Consider the following 18428-nt stretch of genomic DNA (forward strand, 5'->3'; position numbering starts at 1 on the left):
ACAATTAAAGTAAATATCACAATAATGATGACAAGTGGCAATAGCGCTAAATTCATCCAATACGGTTTTCGTTTACAAATAATATTTGATTTTAATATTACTTATTAAGCTAGTTTTTTGCGGCTTTTAAACGCTCAATTTCATCTTGTAACGCTTCTATCTGCTGCTCCAAATGATCCGTTTCAGTAAAACTATATCGGTGATTTAATTTAGTTGGGCCTGTGGCTCCGGAATAATGGTCATAGCAGTTATTTTGTACATTTGAAATAGCACGCTCTAACCCCATGACTCTGTTTTGGTTACCGTGCATTTTGGCATATTTTAGCTGTTTTTCTAATTGATAGATTTTTTTATCACAACCATAATATTTATAACCTGCTTGAGCGGATACTGGAATAATCAGTGTTGATAAAATTATTAACAGTATTTTTTTCATGTCAAATTCCTAATTCAAAAAATAATTTACCTATGACTATTTCATCATTTTGGCACATTATTAATATAGGTAAGCTCCTAATTTAGCTTAGGTAAAACAAATATAACGAGTAATTAAAACAAACCTGCCTAAAATGATAACAATCATTTATTATTAATGATGAGTATTAAGTTAATAATATTTTTTTACATGATTTATTACAGACAGACACATTTTTCCCTGATACTTTAATATTAAAGGATTATTCTACAAGGACGTAGCTAGTTTCCATGCTTCAGCAGGTAAAAAATACGTATTATTACTAGATACTTCATAAAATAACATATCAATTTAATTAATCCATATCTCATATTTAATCATTTATCTACATTAATGTTAGTTTCTACCTATTTTCATCAAAAAGACTCATTTAAATTTTCGATATCTAATTTTTTCGATGATATCTGATTCAGAATAAGCCTAAACTCCCACCACCTTTCATATTTGTTTACGACGGTTTACTGAGTAAAGATATACTCTTTGAATATAAAAAAGATAACCTCAAATGAGAATCGCATGCATCACACCAAATTCGAACTCAAGTTCGCCAATGCTAACGAACAACAATTTCATACCGCATTAAAACAAGCAAGTCAGGAATATCTGCAAACTAAGCACGACCACATGTATGCCAGCCTAGCTGACCTTGCTGCAATTGGAGTCTTGTTTATTGTTGCTGTTCTGAGTTATCTTCCAATTCTCATTACAACATCTACCACAGTTTATATATTGTCCTATTTTGTATTTGTCTTATTCATCATGCTATTAAATGTGATTGGCCAACATGACGCCTGCCATAATACCTTATTTAAATCCAGCTGGAAAAATCGGTTATTTGGCCGTTTAGTTACATTACCCTTAGGATTAGAACCGGAATTTTGGCGCACACGCCACGTTCATTATCACCATCATTATGCCAACATCGAACACTATGATTTAGACACTGAAGAAAATGGCATATTCCGCCAAACACCCTTTCAGCGTTGGCGACCTTTTATGAAATATCAGCATATTTACTGGCCTTTCGTCGCATCATTGTCACTCACATGGATAGCTCTGGTGTTTGATTGGTCTGATCGAACGGGGAAAACACGCTTAAAAACACAGAAAGTTTTAGAAGGTAAACTGGGTTGGGGGTTATTTTTAGGTAGCAAGATAGGCCACTTAATATTGATGCTTGGTATCCCATTGATAGTGGCTCACTATCATGGGATCAGCTTAACTGCAATATTTATTACGTACTTGTTGAGCCAAATGGTTGCTTCCATTTTTGTAATTTATTTATTATTAGGAACACATTGGGCAGAGACACAGTTTTTTACTGCACCTGAGGATAAACAAATTAAGCATGGCTGGTACCACCATAATTTTGTCACGGCTTGTGACTGGCTACCAACCCCCCATTTTTTATGGCGCTTAACTGGGGGATTAAATTACCACCTTACACATCATCTTTTCCCTAATTGGCACCATCGCCATTACCCTGCTCTAGCACACATCTTAGCCAAATTGGCCCAACAGTATGATATGCCATACCGTTGTATTGATTACAAACAACTCGTTGCAGCTCAAATACGATTTTTAAAACAAATGGGACAGCCACCACTACAATAACAATCTTCGTAATTTAAAAAATAGCAACCTTCTCAAATACAGCCTCTAAACCCATTGGTTTAGAGGCAATGATCTAAATAAACCCTTAAGGTCTATCTCCCTTGTCTTTGTTACACTTTAAATAAGCAATACCCTTAATATTAATGACGAATAATTAAAACGATTGATTTAATTATTGATATAAAAACGGACAGGTATCCGGCTATTATTAACAAAATGAGCATTATTTATCTTCTGTTTACTTTTTATTTATTAAGGAATTATTAAATTGGCCATCACATTTATTGATGCTTTATTTAAGTTATAAAAAATATAATCAAATAAAAATTAGATTTCATTTACACACTACAATTTTAGAATGGTTGGCGCTCGCATGAAAAAAGCAGAGTATTTTATAAAAAAATTACGTACACTTATTATGAGTGACAAAACATATCTCACTAATAAATTTACCAAAAAACTCAATTACCGCCCTGACTTTAAAGTTCCAAAAAGCTTTAATGAAAAGGTAAATTTTAGGATGCTACGTGATAAGAATCCCTATTACACCCAATTTGCAGATAAAATTGCGGTTAGGGATTACATTGCTCGAACTATAGGTAATGAATATTTAGTTCCTATTATCAAAACATATAAAAATACTGATGAAATCAATATCAATAACTTACCGGAACGCTTTGTTTTAAAATGCAGCCATGACAGTGGTAGTAGTGTTATTTGCACAAACAAAGATCAGTTTGACTGGCAAAAAGCCAAAAATAAATTGGATTTTCATTTAATTAAAAATCTCTATTATATTACTCGTGAACGTCATTATAAAAATATTCCACCACAGATTATTTGCGAGGAATATATTGATTTATTTACGAATAAAAACCGCAAATTGGTACCAGAAACATGTAGGATCCATTGTTTTTCCGGTAAGCCTGTCTATGCAGAAATTGACTACACCGATGAACTTGGTAATGAATTTATTAATATTTATGATATCAACTGGCAGTTACAACCCGTGACTTTTGGTTATCCAAACATGTTAGAGCCCGTATCTGAACCGCCATTATTCAAAGAAATGTTACGGTTAGCAGAAATACTCGTCACGCCTTTTGATTATTGCCGAGCTGATTTTTTGATGTCTGATGAAAATACGTTGTATTTCAGTGAACTCACTTTCGCCCCAAATGCAGGTAGAACAGAAATATCACCGCTGTCATGGGATTTCAAATTAGGGGAGCTTTGGGAACAACGTATTGTACGTAACACTAGGCATTCCCCCATTGAAGCACAACTGGCACCTTCAACCGTGCATAAAAAGAAATAATTAGAATACAAAAAAGGCTCTGCGATAATTCACAGAGCCTTTTATTTATTGGTTTTATTTGTTGATAAAATTAATTTGCTAACACACTGGCTTTACGACGTAAGCTGGCAATTAACATATAAATTGCAGTTACTAACAGCACAATAAAGAAGAAATTCACTAAACCATTATGTTGGCCTAAAAATGTCCCAGCGGCGATAGGCCCCATTGCTGAACCGATACTATAACTAAACAGCATCACCTGAGTTGCAGCAACAATATAGGAGGAATCTAGGCTATCACACGCCAACGTTATCGCTACCGGGTATAAGGCAAAAGTTGACATACCGAGTAACGCTAAAGCGACGATCATCACCAAATAATCACTCGAAATATAAATAACACCCATCGCAAAAACACCTAATAATGAAACCATTGCAAGCAACAAGGTTTTACTCATTAAGATAGATAATTTGCTAACAACTGGCTGTATTAACATCCCGCCAAGAATAATTGAAGCCATCAACACACCGACTTGGTCAGTGGTGAATTGGTCTTTTTTCAATGATAACGGCATTAACCCATAGATCGTTCCCATGGTAATACCAGAAACCATACAGCCAATAATTGCAGGTTTACTTAAACGAGCAATTTTTTTCAATGATAGTTTCTGATGAGAACCACTTTCTGGCTGACCTTGGCGTACTAATAATGGTGGCATTACCGCTAATAATAATAACCCTAATACCACCATAAATGGATAGGCACCATGGGTTCCAATAACACCAATAGCAAGCTGGCCAAGTGTTGTTCCGCCATACAATGACGTCATATAAAAACTTAAACGTTTAGCACGCTCTTTCGGATTATCGCCAATCAATAACCAAGACTCGACAACCACAAAAATACCCGCCACCGCAACCCCTGCAATTAAGCGGTTTGGCAACCAAGCTTCAATGGTTGGCGTCCATGGCAGTACGATAACTGTTGCGGCAAGCATCAATAAAAAACCAATAAATGCAAGACGATGGCCTATTTTGGCAATAATAGGTTCAATTAACATTGAGCCAATTAATAAACCAATATAATACGCGCTCGCTAACCAGCCGGCATATTGGGTATCAATACCAAAGCTTCCCATCGATAATGGGATTAAGCTCATTAAATAACCCGATGCAATAGCAAAAATCGTTAACCCTGCAACAGGAACGAATGCATTGTCGCGTTTGCGCATGATAGTAGTGGACTGATTCACGCCCCACTCTCCAACTAACAAAATAAATAATATGCGCTGCAACTACATCGTAGAATACGACAACATTGTGTTCCTAAAAAAGAACACATTTCGGCGATTAGTGCAGTAGTAAAAAAACAAAGATAAGACTAATTTGAGCGCAATATAGAACGTTCAATCACGAAGTTAAAATGAGAAAATCTAATGGTGACTAACAAAATAATTTATGTGAGAAAAATCACATTTCTCACGTAGACGAATCCAGATCAAAAATGGCAAGAAAAACGAAATAATCATTTAAAAAACAATTAGTTATAAAAGCAACAAGTAAAATTACCTCTGTTACTTTTAGACACAACTTAAACTAAATACAAGACACCTAAAAAGTACTTAATCACAAAAAAAATTATTTATTGTTTTCTCCTGCTGCATAAGCTGATTGATGAAGCAAATTCGCCTTGCTCAATTTACTAAAACAATTTATTTCACTTTTTTTGTTTGTTACCCCTTATTTTTCTTTTTATTTAAAAATTAATAGGGATTCATTAAAGTTTAGTGAAAATACACCCTAAATCGAATTAGGAAAATGCGTAAAAATATCAATTCTTACTCATCCTTGGTTCAATACGAGAATTTGGTCTGGAAGAATGGGAAGAAAGTCGGCGCCACAGCGTAGTCCTGCTAATCCCTAAATACTCGGCCACCGCTTTACGGTCCCCATTAAATCTTGCCATTACGTCTTCTAACGATTCATGTGATTTATCTTTTATTACGACGTCCTCGTGGTCACTCCCCTGCCTTTCTGGGGATAAACTTATTAGCATTTGTGTTGTAATCGCTTTTTCTGGGTAAGCACTGCAATACAGCGCAACTCGCTCCATTAAGTTTCTGAGTTCTCGAACATTACCGGGCCATGAATACTCAAGAAAAAAATTTTTACATTCAATAAGTTGTTGTACACGAAAGGATGGTAACGGTAACCTTAAGCCTGCAAAAGCTAATTTAAGCAGCCGCTCTGCTAATACAAAAATATCATCGCCACGTTCATTTAGCGCTGGTACTCGCATTCTTAGCACGCCGAGCCGATAAAATAGATCAGCTCGAAAGCGCCCTTCTTTTACCCAACAGTCTAAATCGCAGTGGGTTGCGCAAATGACCCGAACATTCACTTGTAACGGTTTATAGCCGCCAACTCGCACTACCGAACGCTCTTCGAGCACTCGTAATAACTTTGTTTGTAATGCGATAGGCATTTCACCAATTTCATCTAAAAATAGTGTTCCCCCATTCGCTAGTTCAAACAACCCGGCTCGGCCACCACGGCGAGAACCCGTAAAGGCACCTTCTTCATAGCCAAATAATTCGGCTTCTAATAATGTTTCAGGTATCGCCCCGCAGTTCACAGCCACAAAAGGCATTTGTTGTTTGCTGCGCTTATGTTGATTAAATAAGGTGTATTCGTGATGAATTGCTTGCGCCACCATCTCTTTCCCTGTTCCACTCGCACCTTGAATCAATACCGTTGCATCAGAGCGCGCATACAACATAATGGTTTGCCTAACACGCTCCATCTGTAACGACGAACCAATCAGATCATTAATGGTATAACGAACCTTTGCAGGGTTAGGGGGGAGATATTTGTCTTGCGAATGGTTTTCACGCCTCGGCATCTGGCTTAATTCGATAGCATCTGAAAATGCTTGCCGTATGGTTTGTGTGGAATAGACAAAAACCCCTGTCATACCCATTTCATCTGCTAAGTCCATGATTAACCCAGCACCCACCACAACGGAGATCCCCAAAGCTTTCAGAGCTTTAAGCTGAGCTTTCGCATCCTCTGCGGTAATATAGCTACGCTGTTCAATTTGCAAACCAAAACGCTGCTGAAATTCATCTAATGATGAAAGTGGCTTTTTATAATTGATGATCCCAATTTTATCGCTAATTTCACGTGCTTTGGCTAATGCTTGCATAACATCAAACCCGCTGATTTTCACGATAATAACCGGCACTGAAACATGGCTTTTTAAATAAGCCCCATTAGAGCCCGCACTTATAATAGCGTCACAGTGCCCATCCTGTAAGCGCTGGCGAACGGCCTCTACCGCCTGCTCAAAACCAAGATTAAGTGGCGTGATGTCAGCTTGTTCACTAAATTCAGGGCTGATATCTCGAAATAGTGTAAATAATCGAGACACTGAAACCGTCCAAATAATCGGTTTTTCCATCATCGCCATACCTTCTCACCATGTTTCATTTCAATTTCACTTAACAATATATTGTTTCATTGAAACATTCCAACTGATTATTTTAGCTTTGTTTTTTCTATCACAAATCAGGAAAATAAATATCCAATTGATTTTTAATATATTTATATTCCTACATCTCTTAATTTAAGGTTGGCACGCCAATTGCTATATGGCTATTGTTACCCTAATCTCATTACAACTGATTAACATTTTATGAGGCCGCTATGTCATCATTTAGTGCAGGACACAAATTTCGCGAGGCTATCAAGCAAGAGTCTCCATTGCAGCTTGTTGGAACTATCAATGCCAACCACGCACTCCTTGCAAAACAAGCTGGCTATAAAGCTATTTATTTATCTGGAGGTGGCGTCGCCGCAGGGTCATTAGGTATGCCTGACTTAGGTATTTCAACGTTAGATGATGTTTTAATTGATATTCGACGCATTACCGACGTCTGTGACTTACCGCTAATGGTTGACGCCGATATTGGCTTTGGCCCTTCCGCTTTTAACGTTGCCCGTACCGTGAAATCCTTTTGTAAAGCAGGTGCTGCAGGGTTACATATTGAAGACCAAGTGGGTGCCAAACGTTGTGGTCATCGCCCTAATAAAGAAATTGTTTCGACACAAGAAATGGTCGACCGCATCAAAGCAGCTGTTGATGCACGAACCGATGACAGTTTTGTCATTATGGCTCGAACTGATGCATTAGCGGTAGAAGGCATTGATGCCGCACTGGAACGCGCACAAGCTTACTTAGACGCAGGTGCGGACATGCTTTTCCCAGAAGCTATTACAGAACTCTCTATGTATCAAAAATTTACAAGCAACACCTCTGCTCCCGTACTGGCCAATTTAACCGAATTTGGCCAAACCCCACTATTTACTCTTGATGAATTACGCAGTGTTGGCATTGCCATCGCGCTATATCCACTTTCTGCATTTCGCGCCATGAATAAAGCAGCTGAACAGGTTTATACAACATTACGTAAAGAAGGCACGCAAAAAAGTGTCATTCCGCTAATGCAAACTCGAGAAGAGCTGTATCAAAGTATTCATTATTACGATTATGAGCAAAAATTGGATGCATTATTTTCGCAGAAAAAACCTTAATTTTTAATTACTTATTATTATCAAAAGTTGCATTACCTCAGTCCCCTACAAGGAATAAATGATGAATGAACAACTTAGTCGCACTGAAGCACCTCAATTTAAACCTAAAAAATCAGTTGCACTTTCTGGTGTAGCTGCTGGAAACACGGCACTTTGTACCGTTGGGCGTAATGGTAATGACCTGCATTATCGCGGGTTTGATATTCATGACTTAGCGACACAATGTGAATTTGAAGAAATCGCACATTTGCTCATCCATGAAAGGCTCCCTACGGCAACTGAACTCGTTGCATACAAAGAAAAACTGCAATCCTTTAGAGGGTTACCGGCAAGCGTTAAGCAGACGTTAGAATCAATACCCGCTAACGCGCACCCGATGGATGTCATGCGTACGGGCGTATCAATGATGGGCTGTGTTTTACCAGAAAAAGAATCGCATCCTTTTTCTGGCGCTAGAGATATCGCTGATCGCCTATTAGCGTCATTAGGGTCGATATTGTTGTACTGGTACCACTTTAGCCACCATGGACGACGTATTGAAACCCAAACAGATGATGATTCGATTGGCGCGCATTTCTTACACCTATTACACGGTAAAAAACCCCCTGCTCAATGGGAAAAATTCATGCATATTACGGCAATTTTATATGCGGAACATGAATTTAACGCATCCACATTTGCAGCAAGGGTTATTGCTGGGACAGGTACGGATTTTTACTCAGCGATGACAGGGGCAATTGCCGCGCTGAGGGGGCCAAAACATGGTGGTGCAAATGAAGTTTCATTAGAAATTCAGCAACGTTATGCCTCGATGGACGAAGCGGAACACGATATTACAGCACGTATTAAAAATAGTGAGGTTATCATTGGTTTTGGCCACCCAGTTTATACCCTCGCAGACCCTCGCCATCCGATTATCAAATCTGTTGCTTTACAGTTATCAGAACAAAGCTTAAACCGGCATCTTTATACCGTTGCGGATCGCATTGAGTCCGTGATGAAACGTGAAAAAAACATGTTCCCCAACTTAGATTGGTTTTCTGCTGTGGCTTATCATCTGATGGGCATCCCCACCGCTATGTTTACCCCGTTATTTGTTATGGCACGTACTGCTGGCTGGTCAGCGCATATTATTGAGCAGCGACAAGATAACAAAATTATTCGCCCTTCAGCCAACTATATTGGCCCTGAAAATCAATTGTTTACTCCTATAGAACAACGTTAAAAGGTAGCCTAATGACAACACAAACCGTGCGTTCGCAACAAATTGAATTTGATAAAGTGATCAGCGATATTGTTGATTATGTAATGGATTACCCGATTATTTCTGACCTCGCCTATGATACAGCTTATCATTGCCTGCTCGACACGCTGGGTTGCGGTATGGAATCCCTTGAATACCCCGCATGTAAAAAATTATTAGGGCCTATTGTGCCAGGAACAATTGTGCCAAATGGCACAAAAATCCCAGGCACACAATTTCAATTAGATCCTGTGCAAGGTGCTTTTAATCTTGGCACCATGTGCCGCTGGCTCGATTTTAATGACACTTGGCTTGCTGCCGAATGGGGCCATCCATCTGATAACCTTGGCGGTATTTTGGCGACGGCTGACTGGCTTTCACGTGAAAACATTGCTAAAGGAAAACCACCACTAGTCATTAGAGATGTTTTGACTGCATTAATTAAAGCGCATGAAATTCAAGGTTGTATTGCGTTAGAAAACGCCTTTAACCAAGTTGGGCTCGACCATGTCATTTTAGTCAAAGTAGCCTCAACTGCGGTTGTTGCACACTTATTAGGGCTGGAAAGAGAGCAAATTCTCAATGCCGTTTCCCAAGCATGGATTGATGGCCACAGCTTGCGTACCTACCGCCACAGCCCCAATACAGGGTCTCGTAAATCGTGGGCAGCCGGTGATGCCACATCTCGTGCGGTGCGGTTGGCTTTAATGGCTCAAAAAGGAGAAATGGGTTACCCAACGGCGCTAACCGCGAAAACCTGGGGCTTCTACGATGTTTTATTTAATGGACAACCACTGCGTTTTCAACGCCCTTATGGCTCATATGTCATGGAAAATGTGTTGTTTAAGATTTCTTTCCCTGCTGAGTTTCATTCCCAAACAGCGGTAGAAGCAGCTTTACAACTCTATCAAACCCTCGAGAAATTAGGGAAATCCGCACAAGATATTGAGTCTATTGCCATTCGTACCCATGAGGCTTGCATTCGTATCATTGATAAAAAAGGCCCATTAAATAACCCGGCAGATAGGGATCATTGCATCCAATATATGGTTGCTATTCCATTAATTTTTGGTCGTTTAACCGCTGCTGATTATGAAGACAATATTGCCAAAGATGCGCGTATTGATGCATTACGTGCAAAAATGCATTGCACCGAAGATGCACAGTTTACTCGAGATTATCATGACCCTGAAAAACGTTCGATTAGCAATGGGTTAACCATCACATTGAAAGATGGGCAAGTGCTTGATGAAGTTGTTATCGAATACCCTGTTGGCCACAAACGCCGCCGCAAAGAAGGTATGCCATTGTTATTGAATAAGTTTAGAATTAATTTAGCAAGACAATTCCCGGAAGCCCAACAAATTCGAATTCTAAAAGCCTCTCTCGATAAACCCATGCTCGAAAAAATGCCCGTCAATGAATATCTGGATTTGTTTGTTATTTAAGTCTAAAACAATTATTAACCAGTGATTCAATTCAGCGCCTTGATATAGAGGCGCTGAATATTCACCAGCTAGATTAGAAAATAAATTGGTAACGAGTTTGGCTTCGATACACTTGCTGAGGAAGCGCAATCGAGCTGTATCGCGTACCCCACTCCGGATGATTAATGGCGTCTATTGGAAGTTGAGTTGCCATCACTACCCCTGAATAAGGGACATACGTTCGAGTTTTCCCCGGCGTTGCAAACAGATTATTTCCGCTGTACACATGTAATGCAGGCTGCGTGGTGGCGATATTGAGGCACACATCACCACTTGGTGCGCTGAGGGTTGCGACTGTCTGCTCACCATCAGTTAATGCGTTGTTCAATATAAACGCATGGTCATAACCCCCAACATGGCGCTGTACATCATCTTGTAAAAAATCTCGGCCAATTCGCTTACTTTGGCGAAAATCAAAATTTGTTTCTGCAACATTATGCCATTCCCCCGTTGGAATACCGTCTATATCTGTTGGCAAATATTGGTCTGCATCAATATATAAATCATGCTCTAAAGCCGTTCTGACCGAATCCTCCCCTGCTAAGTTAAAATAGATGTGATTCGCAAGGTTAACAGGGCAAGCCTCGGTAGCTTGGTAGTTATGATGGATAACGATTTGATTATCTTCTGTAAGTTCATAACTCACTTCAACGTCTAGCGGGCTCGGAAAACCTTGTTCGCCAGCAGGGGACGCCAAAGAAAAAATAGCTTTCTGTGGAGTTGGTTGAAAAATACCCCATATACGGTGGCTAAAATTATGTTTTTCACCATAAAGGCAATGTACGCTTTGGTTACCTTTTACCTGATAATGTTGCTTATTTAGCGTAAATTGAGAGTTATTTATACGATTAGCTACTCGCTCGACTATCGAACCAAGGTATACCCCTTGCTCCATCTGTTTCGCCATATTGGGTGAACCCAAAACAACATCTCGCTTTCCTGTTGTTAATGGAAGTATACAGCTAAGCCAACTAGCTCCTAAGCTACTGAGAATAACCTTCATACCATTTTGATTCGTAAGGGCAATTACCTTTGGAGCACGAAATGTCTGACATTGTTCTTGAGTTAACCGCATTTTTTCCTCAATCATTCAATAATCACTAGAGAGCAATTTGTTGAGTTTGCTACATTTGTCCTATGCTTTGAACAAATACTACATTGTGCCATCTTGAAACAGTAATTAATTTTCGCCTTGTTATCAACTGGGTGCAATAATTAATGAGTCGATTTTGCATAATAACTTGCAATAAAAAACCGAGCCACGTTTAAGCTCGGTGCTAATCGAAAAATACAATAAGCGTATAATTAATGCTTAACGTCTTTGTCATACGGGTCAAGGTGAGTCATAACATCTAAAATTAATGGGTTTTCCATCAACTTTTTACGTACATTCACCGCAATCTCATGACCAACAGTAATACTCATATTTCCATCCAACTCTAGATGCACGTCTACTAACAAAAAATCACCGGACTTACGCGTTTTTAAATCGTGATATCCCGATAACTCACCGATATTATCTAAAATAGAACGAATTTCCTGCAAGGTTTCCTCATTCGCACCTTTATCCATTAAGTCTTGCATCGATTGATTCGTAAATTTGAACCCCATGCGAAAAACAAAAGTCCCCACAATAAGGGCTGCAATAGGGTCAAAAATACGTAAACCGCATAAACTCCCAATAATACCAATGGCAACAACTAATGAAGAAGCGGCATCAGAGCGCGCATGCCAAGCATTTGCAACTAACATACTCGAATTCACTTTGTTCGCAACATGCAGCATATATCTAAATAAACCTTCTTTTGCCACTAAAGCGATCAGCGCAGCGACCAAAGCAATAGTATGTACCTCTGGAATTAAGTCAGGGTTCAGTAGCTTTTCAATAGCAGACCAAACCATCCCCACACCAACAATTAATAAAATTATTCCTAATATTAATGAGGCACCATTTTCATAACGAAAATGGCCATAGGGGTGATCTTCATCAGGTTTTTTATGACTTTTTTTATTCGCAATTAATACAACAAAATCTGCAATTAAATCAGACAAGGTATGGATACCATCAGCAATCAATCCAGAAGAATGCGAAATAACACCAATAATTATCTGCCAAATGGATAAGAGTGTATTAACAACGACACTGATGAGTGTACTTTTTTTCGCTGCATTAAATTTTATTTGCTGTAACTCGAACTCACTTTTTTTCTTGGTCGAGGCATTATTCATATTCATATGATGTATTCTTTAATGAAAAACAAAATAATTATCATTCAAATAAACCTTTTAAATCAATTGGTTAATGACAGCCAAACTCAATAATCGCATAGTTTCTGTTAAAAGTCTCACTAATAATTGTAAACAAAAGGTGGCTTGATAATAATTGTTCTTTGTTTTCAGATAATTAATTATATTCACCTTAACTCCAAGTGATAAATGCGCACGTTATAGCATTTATTACTTTCCATTTAACTTATGATATATTGAAGATAAGCCTTTGTAATTAATTTCAAATAACACGAAAATGAGGTCGCTATGTATAAAAAAATCCTAGTTCCTATTGATTTGTTAGAAGATGAGTTGAACCAAGAGATCATCAAACACGTTGAGGCACTAGCGCAACTAAGCTCAGCCGAAATTCATTTTCTATCCGTTATTCCAAGTCTTGAATTATTTTTTGGTATTGAAATTGCTGCCTTACCAGAAAGCAACAAAGATTCAGCAGAACGCTCAGTGCTCGCAATGCGTGCATTAGAAGAGGTCATTAAAGACATCAAAGTTGCTGATGAACGCATTAACTGCAAAGTGGGTATTGGTTCCGCCAAAGACGAAATTTTGGATTATGCGCAAGAAATTGGTGCAGACCTGATAGTTGTGGGCTCTCATCACCCAAGCACTTCAACCTACCTATTAGGCTCCACAGCATCCGCTATTGTGCGCCATGCGAAAACATCCGTATTTGTTATTCGCTAAATTAGTTTCTATAAAAAATGCCGCTAGATGCGGCATTTTCCTGAATATTTATTTATTAACTGAATCAATTAATTTATCGTCTGTAGACCAGATACGATATTTCACTTGCATATCTTTCGGAGCGTAAACCACAATTGGTAGCTTGCTGTTATAACGCACAAATGCATCATCACCTAACTGAGTTGTCACAAAACGGTCTTTTGCCGGCTCAGAACACCCCATCATGGTAGACGCAGGGCCTTTTACTTCGTCGAGTTTATAATAATCATAACCCCAACCTTCTAATGTCTTTTTGTCTAGGTCACCCATAAACCATTGGCGGTTACAATCTGCTTTGATCGTTTTTCCAATAACTAGCTCAACCATAAAGTCATTTTCATTTTGTTGCTTGGTTAATTCAATTACATGACGAGTCATACCCGATTCAGCTTTTGGATATGGCGCGATCTTTTCCAAATCTTCCGTTGCTACTGCACAAGATGAAATTAGTGCCGCTGCCATGACAGATAAAATCGCTTTTTTCATTATTTATTCCTATTTAAGAACATAAAACTAATTTTTAAAACCAGACTTTTATACATATTAAGTCATTTACATCGTCATTATCACTATAGATGATTCTTAATTACAAAAATAGAGATAACTCAGGTAAAGCAATGTAATACGACTTAATTCTAGTAGAAGGATCATAAAACTAATAAAAATTATGTAAATTACAAGCTATTTGGATGTACAAAATGTACGCACTGTTTATACTGAATCTGAGGCTTAATACATTCTGAGGAGGTAGTATGTTATCAGCAGATCAAGATTTAGTTTCAAAATTAATCTCTACACATCCCCGTTTTCAGACTCTTTATGAAAAACACCATCAACTCGACAAAGAAATCAGTAAATTAGAAGGCCCTTCTGGAGCTGGTTACAATGAGCATGTCGCTAAGCTAAAAAAAGAAAAATTACATCTTAAAGATGAAATGCGAAAGATAATGCTCTCGAGTCAATAGCTTATCACGATAACGGTATCAGGTGTTTTTCTCACATAACGAAAATCACAAGCTTAGCTAACATCCTAAAAATGACGATATTATATTGATTCATTTAGTCTTAGCTAAGTGGTTTTTCACTCTAATAAAAGAGGGTAAAAAATTACCCTCTTTTTATTGCGTCGAAAAATTCACCATTTTATTGAGCCCCATCAATAAAAACACGAATAAATCATCATTAGCTAACTATTCACTTCTTAAAATTGTATATTAAATATATGTTTTAATTCTCTAAGGACTTTCTATGGTTGGCAAACGCATTCATCGTGAAATTAAAACGATTGAGAAAATGATAAAAATCTATGAGAAAGCCTATCCTGCACCACTAGAATCTCCTGATTTTTATCAAAAATTATTTTCCTATGCCGTTAATAGGCTAGAAAAATGCCGATATGGAGAAGAGAAACCTGCCTGTAAACAATGTCCAATCCACTGCTACCAACCTAAAATGCGAGAACAAATGAAACTAGTTATGCGCTGGGCTGGACCTAAAATGCTAATCCATCACCCGATACTCGCTATACGCCATTTACTTGATGATCGTAAACCTGTCCCTGATTTACCCGCCAAAGTCAATAAGCGTGCGGAACAAAAGCAAGAATCACAATAGGTAAAACCATTGCCCTAGCTTAACTCTCTACTAGAGGCTAGGGACTAGAGGAAAAATACAAGATAAGGAGAAATAATAAAACACGGGTAGATTGAATAACGACAAGAGAAAATTAATAACTGATGAGAACTATTTATCAAAATATATATTTGAAATACCTATCAGAGCTATCACACAAACCTATCAATTTAGAAATGAGATATAAATCACATTCAAACTGCAATTTCACCCACCTTTGATTAATTTAATTAATCGCTTCGATTATTAAAACAAATAACTCAAGTTAATAATTATTAGTTACATTAATATAATTAATAAATGATAGTTTTAACGAATTTTAGTATCACCATTAACATAGCTAAAATTCACATTACTATACAAAAAATGACTGGTGAGCAAAAAGTCGAAAAAAAACACGATTCATGCGTAAAAAACGATAACATATTAATGTCCGACTAAATTCACTATATGAGAATAATAACCCAAACAAATACAAATTATCAGTATAATCAAAAAAATTGGTTATTTTAAATCAGAAAATACCGATCTATTGGCAGAAAAAAATCGAAAAAAGTATATTTGGAAACATTTATTTATATTTAGAATTACAATGTGACACATAATTAATCGATTTATATAATTTCAAACATACTAATAACATCCATGCTTTATATCACCAGATGGAAATTGCTAAACATTTTATTTTGAAGTTATATTTTATACAATTAATAAAGGTATCGTCATGCAAGTAGTAAATTCACCAAGCCAATACGTGATTAAACAAATAAACATTAATAGTAACGCAGCTCATCACATTATCGATTTAGAAACCAAAGGGCTTTTACTCGTAGAACAGGGCTCTGTGTTACTAGAAACGCCTGCTAATTCACAACGTTTAAATGAAGGCGATATTTTATATCACAAACAAGGCGCATACTCATTAGAGCTCATTGACACAACCAGCTGCAAATTACTTTGGGTTCCCTTAGATGATAAATTTTTGCGTAACTTTATCTCCAACCATGGTGCTGAGTTAAGCGAAATAGACCGTAATGAAGGCTCATCATGCGATATTATTAAATTTAGTACATCACCTCTCATTAACGATATCAAAATAAGCTTAAATGCATTTATCAATAATGAATACCCTGACGTCATCTTCTCACTTCGAGTGAGTGAATTATTATTATTGCTAAGCTACAGTGAACAAGGTGCATTACTGTTATCTAATTTTAGACAGCTGAGTAGTCGTCAAGTAGAGCGCTTACAATTATTTATGGAAAACAATTATCTTAAAGAGTGGAGACTAAGTGAGTTTGCGCGTACTTTTGGGATGGGGTTAACAACGTTTAAAGAACTGTTCAATACCGTTTATGCAACATCACCACGTTCATGGATAAGTGAAAAACGTATTATGTATGCACACCAGTTATTAATTAACACGACAATGAGCATTGTTGAAATTTCAATGGAAGCAGGCTTTTCAAGTCAATCCTACTTCACTCAAACTTATCGAAAACGATTTGGATACACTCCGAGTCGGTCAAGAATAGCAGCTTAACCGCTCAGTAATATTCGAACTCATGCCCTGTCAGTTATAGAAGTTTAGGCTTTAACTATAATCTGGCAGAACGGCAAGCAGCTCTCCTCCTTTTAAGTATTCACCTAAACTTCTTATACTTCTTATACTTCTTATACTTCTTATACTTCTTATACTTCTTATACTTCTTATACTTCTTTCAGAATAATGCATCATAAAAAAGGTAATCTGCCTTTAGTGACAAATTACCTTTAAGAGAAACTTAAATAAAACTATATTATTTTGCTTTGATTATTTTTAGATCAATAATTGACATTGAGTTTGGTGGTACTTCACCAGGTATACCTTCAACGCCATATCCACCTTCAGGTTTAATATAGACTTTAACCATTCCCCCTTCCCCTGCGCGTTCTACAAAGGAATTTAGTGGTGCAGGTAACTGATTATAAGGCAATGTGACAGGGTTTTGATCGGTGTACAATACTGTAACCTTACCATCTGTTAATTGCTCTCTCATAATAAAAGTCACATCTTTATTTTTGACGTCTTTTATCGGTGAGCCTGCTTGCATGATTTTATAGTAAGTGTTGTTATCGAGCTTACTGTATTTTTGAGCAGTAATTTGTTCAATAATCTTTTGGTTTTTCTTCGCATTTTCTGCGGCGATCGCTTTTAAATCTTTGCTAGGCGGAACTCGCCCTGCCAAACTTGTATTCGGTTTTGATCCACTTCTCGCTTTTAATGCATCATTTTCATCTTGTAGTTGAGTTATCAGTCGATTCAACTCCATAATTTGTGATTTTAAAGTTTCATCACTCGAAATGGATTTACGCGAATCTAACTCTGTTTGTAATTTTTTCAATTTCTCTTGTGCTAATGCTAATTCCTTCTGAGAAGTCGTTTTTAAATCACCAAAAAGCTTATTTGTGTCTGCCAGTTTTTGCTCAACCTCAGACTGTTTCTTTGTTTTAGCCGCTATATCACTTTCAAGTTTGCTAATTTTGTCTTCTTGAGACTTAGTTTGCTTAACAAATTGCTGATTTTGCTGCTCAAGTTTTCTCTTCTCATTTTCTTGGGCAGTAAGGGCATCATTAATTGATTTTTTCTCAGATTCTAACTTAGCTAAAGCTGATTCTTTTTGCTTCAATAGGGCAATCTGTTTATTTAAGTCTATTGTTAGCTCTTTAACTTGCTTGTCACTTGCTTGCCCTATTAGCGCTGTTTGTTTTTCAACATCTTTTTGTAACTTCAACAGGTCTGCGTTGGCTTGCTTCAGCTGCGCCTGTGCGGTGGCATAATTCTGCTCTTGCTGGCTGAGTTTTGCCTGCAAGTCCGCCTGCTGTTTTTCACTGCTCGTGAACTGTTTTGACAATGCATTTTGCGCGGCTTGCTGCTCGGCTAACTGTTTTTTCGCCGCGGCTAGTTCGGTTTCTAACGCCACTTTCTCAGCCGCTTTCGCGGTTTGCTCCGCTAATGACGCTTGGATTTTATCCGCTTGTTGCGCTTTTTGCTGTAGCTGGGCTGTTAGCTGTTGGTTTTTCTCGGCTAACA

At 37.6% G+C, this 18428-nt stretch carries 16 protein-coding genes; 9 read left to right on the top strand and 7 right to left on the bottom strand.

Annotation, left to right across the window (positions count from 1 at the left end; translation table 11 throughout):
• Positions 1-109: 109 nt before the first annotated feature.
• Positions 110-436 carry a DUF1090 family protein gene (locus tag PSF09_RS10565; RefSeq protein ID WP_210836044.1) on the bottom strand — a complete coding sequence of 109 codons (327 nt, stop codon included), beginning with the start codon at positions 434-436 and terminating at the stop codon, positions 110-112.
• Positions 437-991: 555 nt separating this feature from the next.
• Between PSF09_RS10565 and PSF09_RS10570 the strand changes: the two genes are divergently transcribed.
• Together PSF09_RS10570 and PSF09_RS10575 are read left to right on the top strand one after the other, a co-directional pair.
• Positions 992-2089 (top strand): fatty acid desaturase family protein, encoded by a 1098-nt coding sequence (locus PSF09_RS10570; protein WP_272665996.1) that lies wholly within the window; start codon positions 992-994, stop codon positions 2087-2089.
• Between the two features lie 373 nt (positions 2090-2462).
• Positions 2463-3407, top strand: a complete 945-nt coding sequence (locus PSF09_RS10575) for an ATP-grasp fold amidoligase family protein (protein WP_272665997.1) — start codon at positions 2463-2465, stop codon at positions 3405-3407.
• A gap of 70 nt (positions 3408-3477) precedes the next feature.
• Here the strand turns inward: PSF09_RS10575 and PSF09_RS10580 are convergent, their stop codons facing one another.
• Together PSF09_RS10580 and prpR are read right to left on the bottom strand one after the other, a co-directional pair.
• Positions 3478-4620 carry an MFS transporter gene (locus PSF09_RS10580; protein WP_004912983.1) on the bottom strand — a complete coding sequence of 381 codons (1143 nt, stop codon included), beginning with the start codon at positions 4618-4620 and terminating at the stop codon, positions 3478-3480.
• Positions 4621-5219: 599 nt separating this feature from the next.
• Complete coding sequence (gene prpR / locus PSF09_RS10585) at positions 5220-6848, bottom strand: propionate catabolism operon regulatory protein PrpR (RefSeq protein WP_272683873.1); 1629 nt, start codon at positions 6846-6848, stop codon at positions 5220-5222.
• Between the two features lie 245 nt (positions 6849-7093).
• Between prpR and prpB the strand changes: the two genes are divergently transcribed.
• The 3 genes from prpB (at position 7094) to PSF09_RS10600 (ending at position 10672) form a co-directional block, all read left to right on the top strand.
• Complete coding sequence (gene prpB / locus PSF09_RS10590) at positions 7094-7981, top strand: methylisocitrate lyase (RefSeq protein WP_210838596.1); 888 nt, start codon at positions 7094-7096, stop codon at positions 7979-7981.
• A gap of 61 nt (positions 7982-8042) precedes the next feature.
• Positions 8043-9206 (top strand): bifunctional 2-methylcitrate synthase/citrate synthase, encoded by a 1164-nt coding sequence (gene prpC / locus PSF09_RS10595; protein WP_272665998.1) that lies wholly within the window; start codon positions 8043-8045, stop codon positions 9204-9206.
• 11 nt (positions 9207-9217) lie between these two features.
• Positions 9218-10672, top strand: a complete 1455-nt coding sequence (locus PSF09_RS10600; protein WP_272665999.1) for a bifunctional 2-methylcitrate dehydratase/aconitate hydratase — start codon at positions 9218-9220, stop codon at positions 10670-10672.
• Positions 10673-10745: 73 nt separating this feature from the next.
• Here the strand turns inward: PSF09_RS10600 and PSF09_RS10605 are convergent, their stop codons facing one another.
• Positions 10746-11786: a galactose-1-epimerase gene (locus PSF09_RS10605; protein WP_210838615.1), complete on the bottom strand. Its 1041-nt coding sequence runs from the start codon at positions 11784-11786 to the stop codon at positions 10746-10748.
• Positions 11787-12016: 230 nt separating this feature from the next.
• The gene (locus PSF09_RS10610; RefSeq protein ID WP_210838603.1) at positions 12017-12946 is read right to left on the bottom strand and encodes a cation diffusion facilitator family transporter; all 930 of its coding nucleotides are present in this window, start codon (positions 12944-12946) and stop codon (positions 12017-12019) included.
• A gap of 300 nt (positions 12947-13246) precedes the next feature.
• On the opposite strand from PSF09_RS10610, the gene PSF09_RS10615 reads away from it, so the two are divergent.
• Positions 13247-13684, top strand: coding sequence for a universal stress protein (locus PSF09_RS10615; protein WP_004912997.1), 438 nt, complete (start codon positions 13247-13249; stop codon positions 13682-13684).
• A gap of 48 nt (positions 13685-13732) precedes the next feature.
• On the opposite strand, the gene eco is transcribed toward PSF09_RS10615, so the two are convergent.
• The gene (eco, locus tag PSF09_RS10620; protein ID WP_004913002.1) at positions 13733-14209 is read right to left on the bottom strand and encodes a serine protease inhibitor ecotin; all 477 of its coding nucleotides are present in this window, start codon (positions 14207-14209) and stop codon (positions 13733-13735) included.
• 266 nt (positions 14210-14475) lie between these two features.
• Here eco and PSF09_RS10625 point away from each other — a divergent pair, with 266 nt between their 5' ends.
• The 3 genes from PSF09_RS10625 (at position 14476) to PSF09_RS10635 (ending at position 16898) form a co-directional block, all read left to right on the top strand.
• The gene (locus PSF09_RS10625) at positions 14476-14688 is read left to right on the top strand and encodes a DUF465 domain-containing protein (protein WP_210838605.1); all 213 of its coding nucleotides are present in this window, start codon (positions 14476-14478) and stop codon (positions 14686-14688) included.
• A gap of 283 nt (positions 14689-14971) precedes the next feature.
• Positions 14972-15337, top strand: a complete 366-nt coding sequence (locus PSF09_RS10630) for a nitrous oxide-stimulated promoter family protein (protein ID WP_210838607.1) — start codon at positions 14972-14974, stop codon at positions 15335-15337.
• Between the two features lie 742 nt (positions 15338-16079).
• On the top strand, positions 16080-16898 hold the full coding sequence (locus PSF09_RS10635) for a helix-turn-helix transcriptional regulator (RefSeq protein WP_272666000.1): 819 nt from the start codon (positions 16080-16082) through the stop codon (positions 16896-16898).
• Between the two features lie 256 nt (positions 16899-17154).
• On the opposite strand, the gene PSF09_RS10640 is transcribed toward PSF09_RS10635, so the two are convergent.
• Positions 17155-18428: hypothetical protein (locus tag PSF09_RS10640; protein WP_272683871.1), on the bottom strand; the 1274-nt coding region annotated here is incomplete at its 5' end.

The organism is Providencia sp. PROV141 (genome assembly GCF_028481645.1).
Taxonomy (GTDB): domain Bacteria; phylum Pseudomonadota; class Gammaproteobacteria; order Enterobacterales; family Enterobacteriaceae; genus Providencia; species Providencia rettgeri.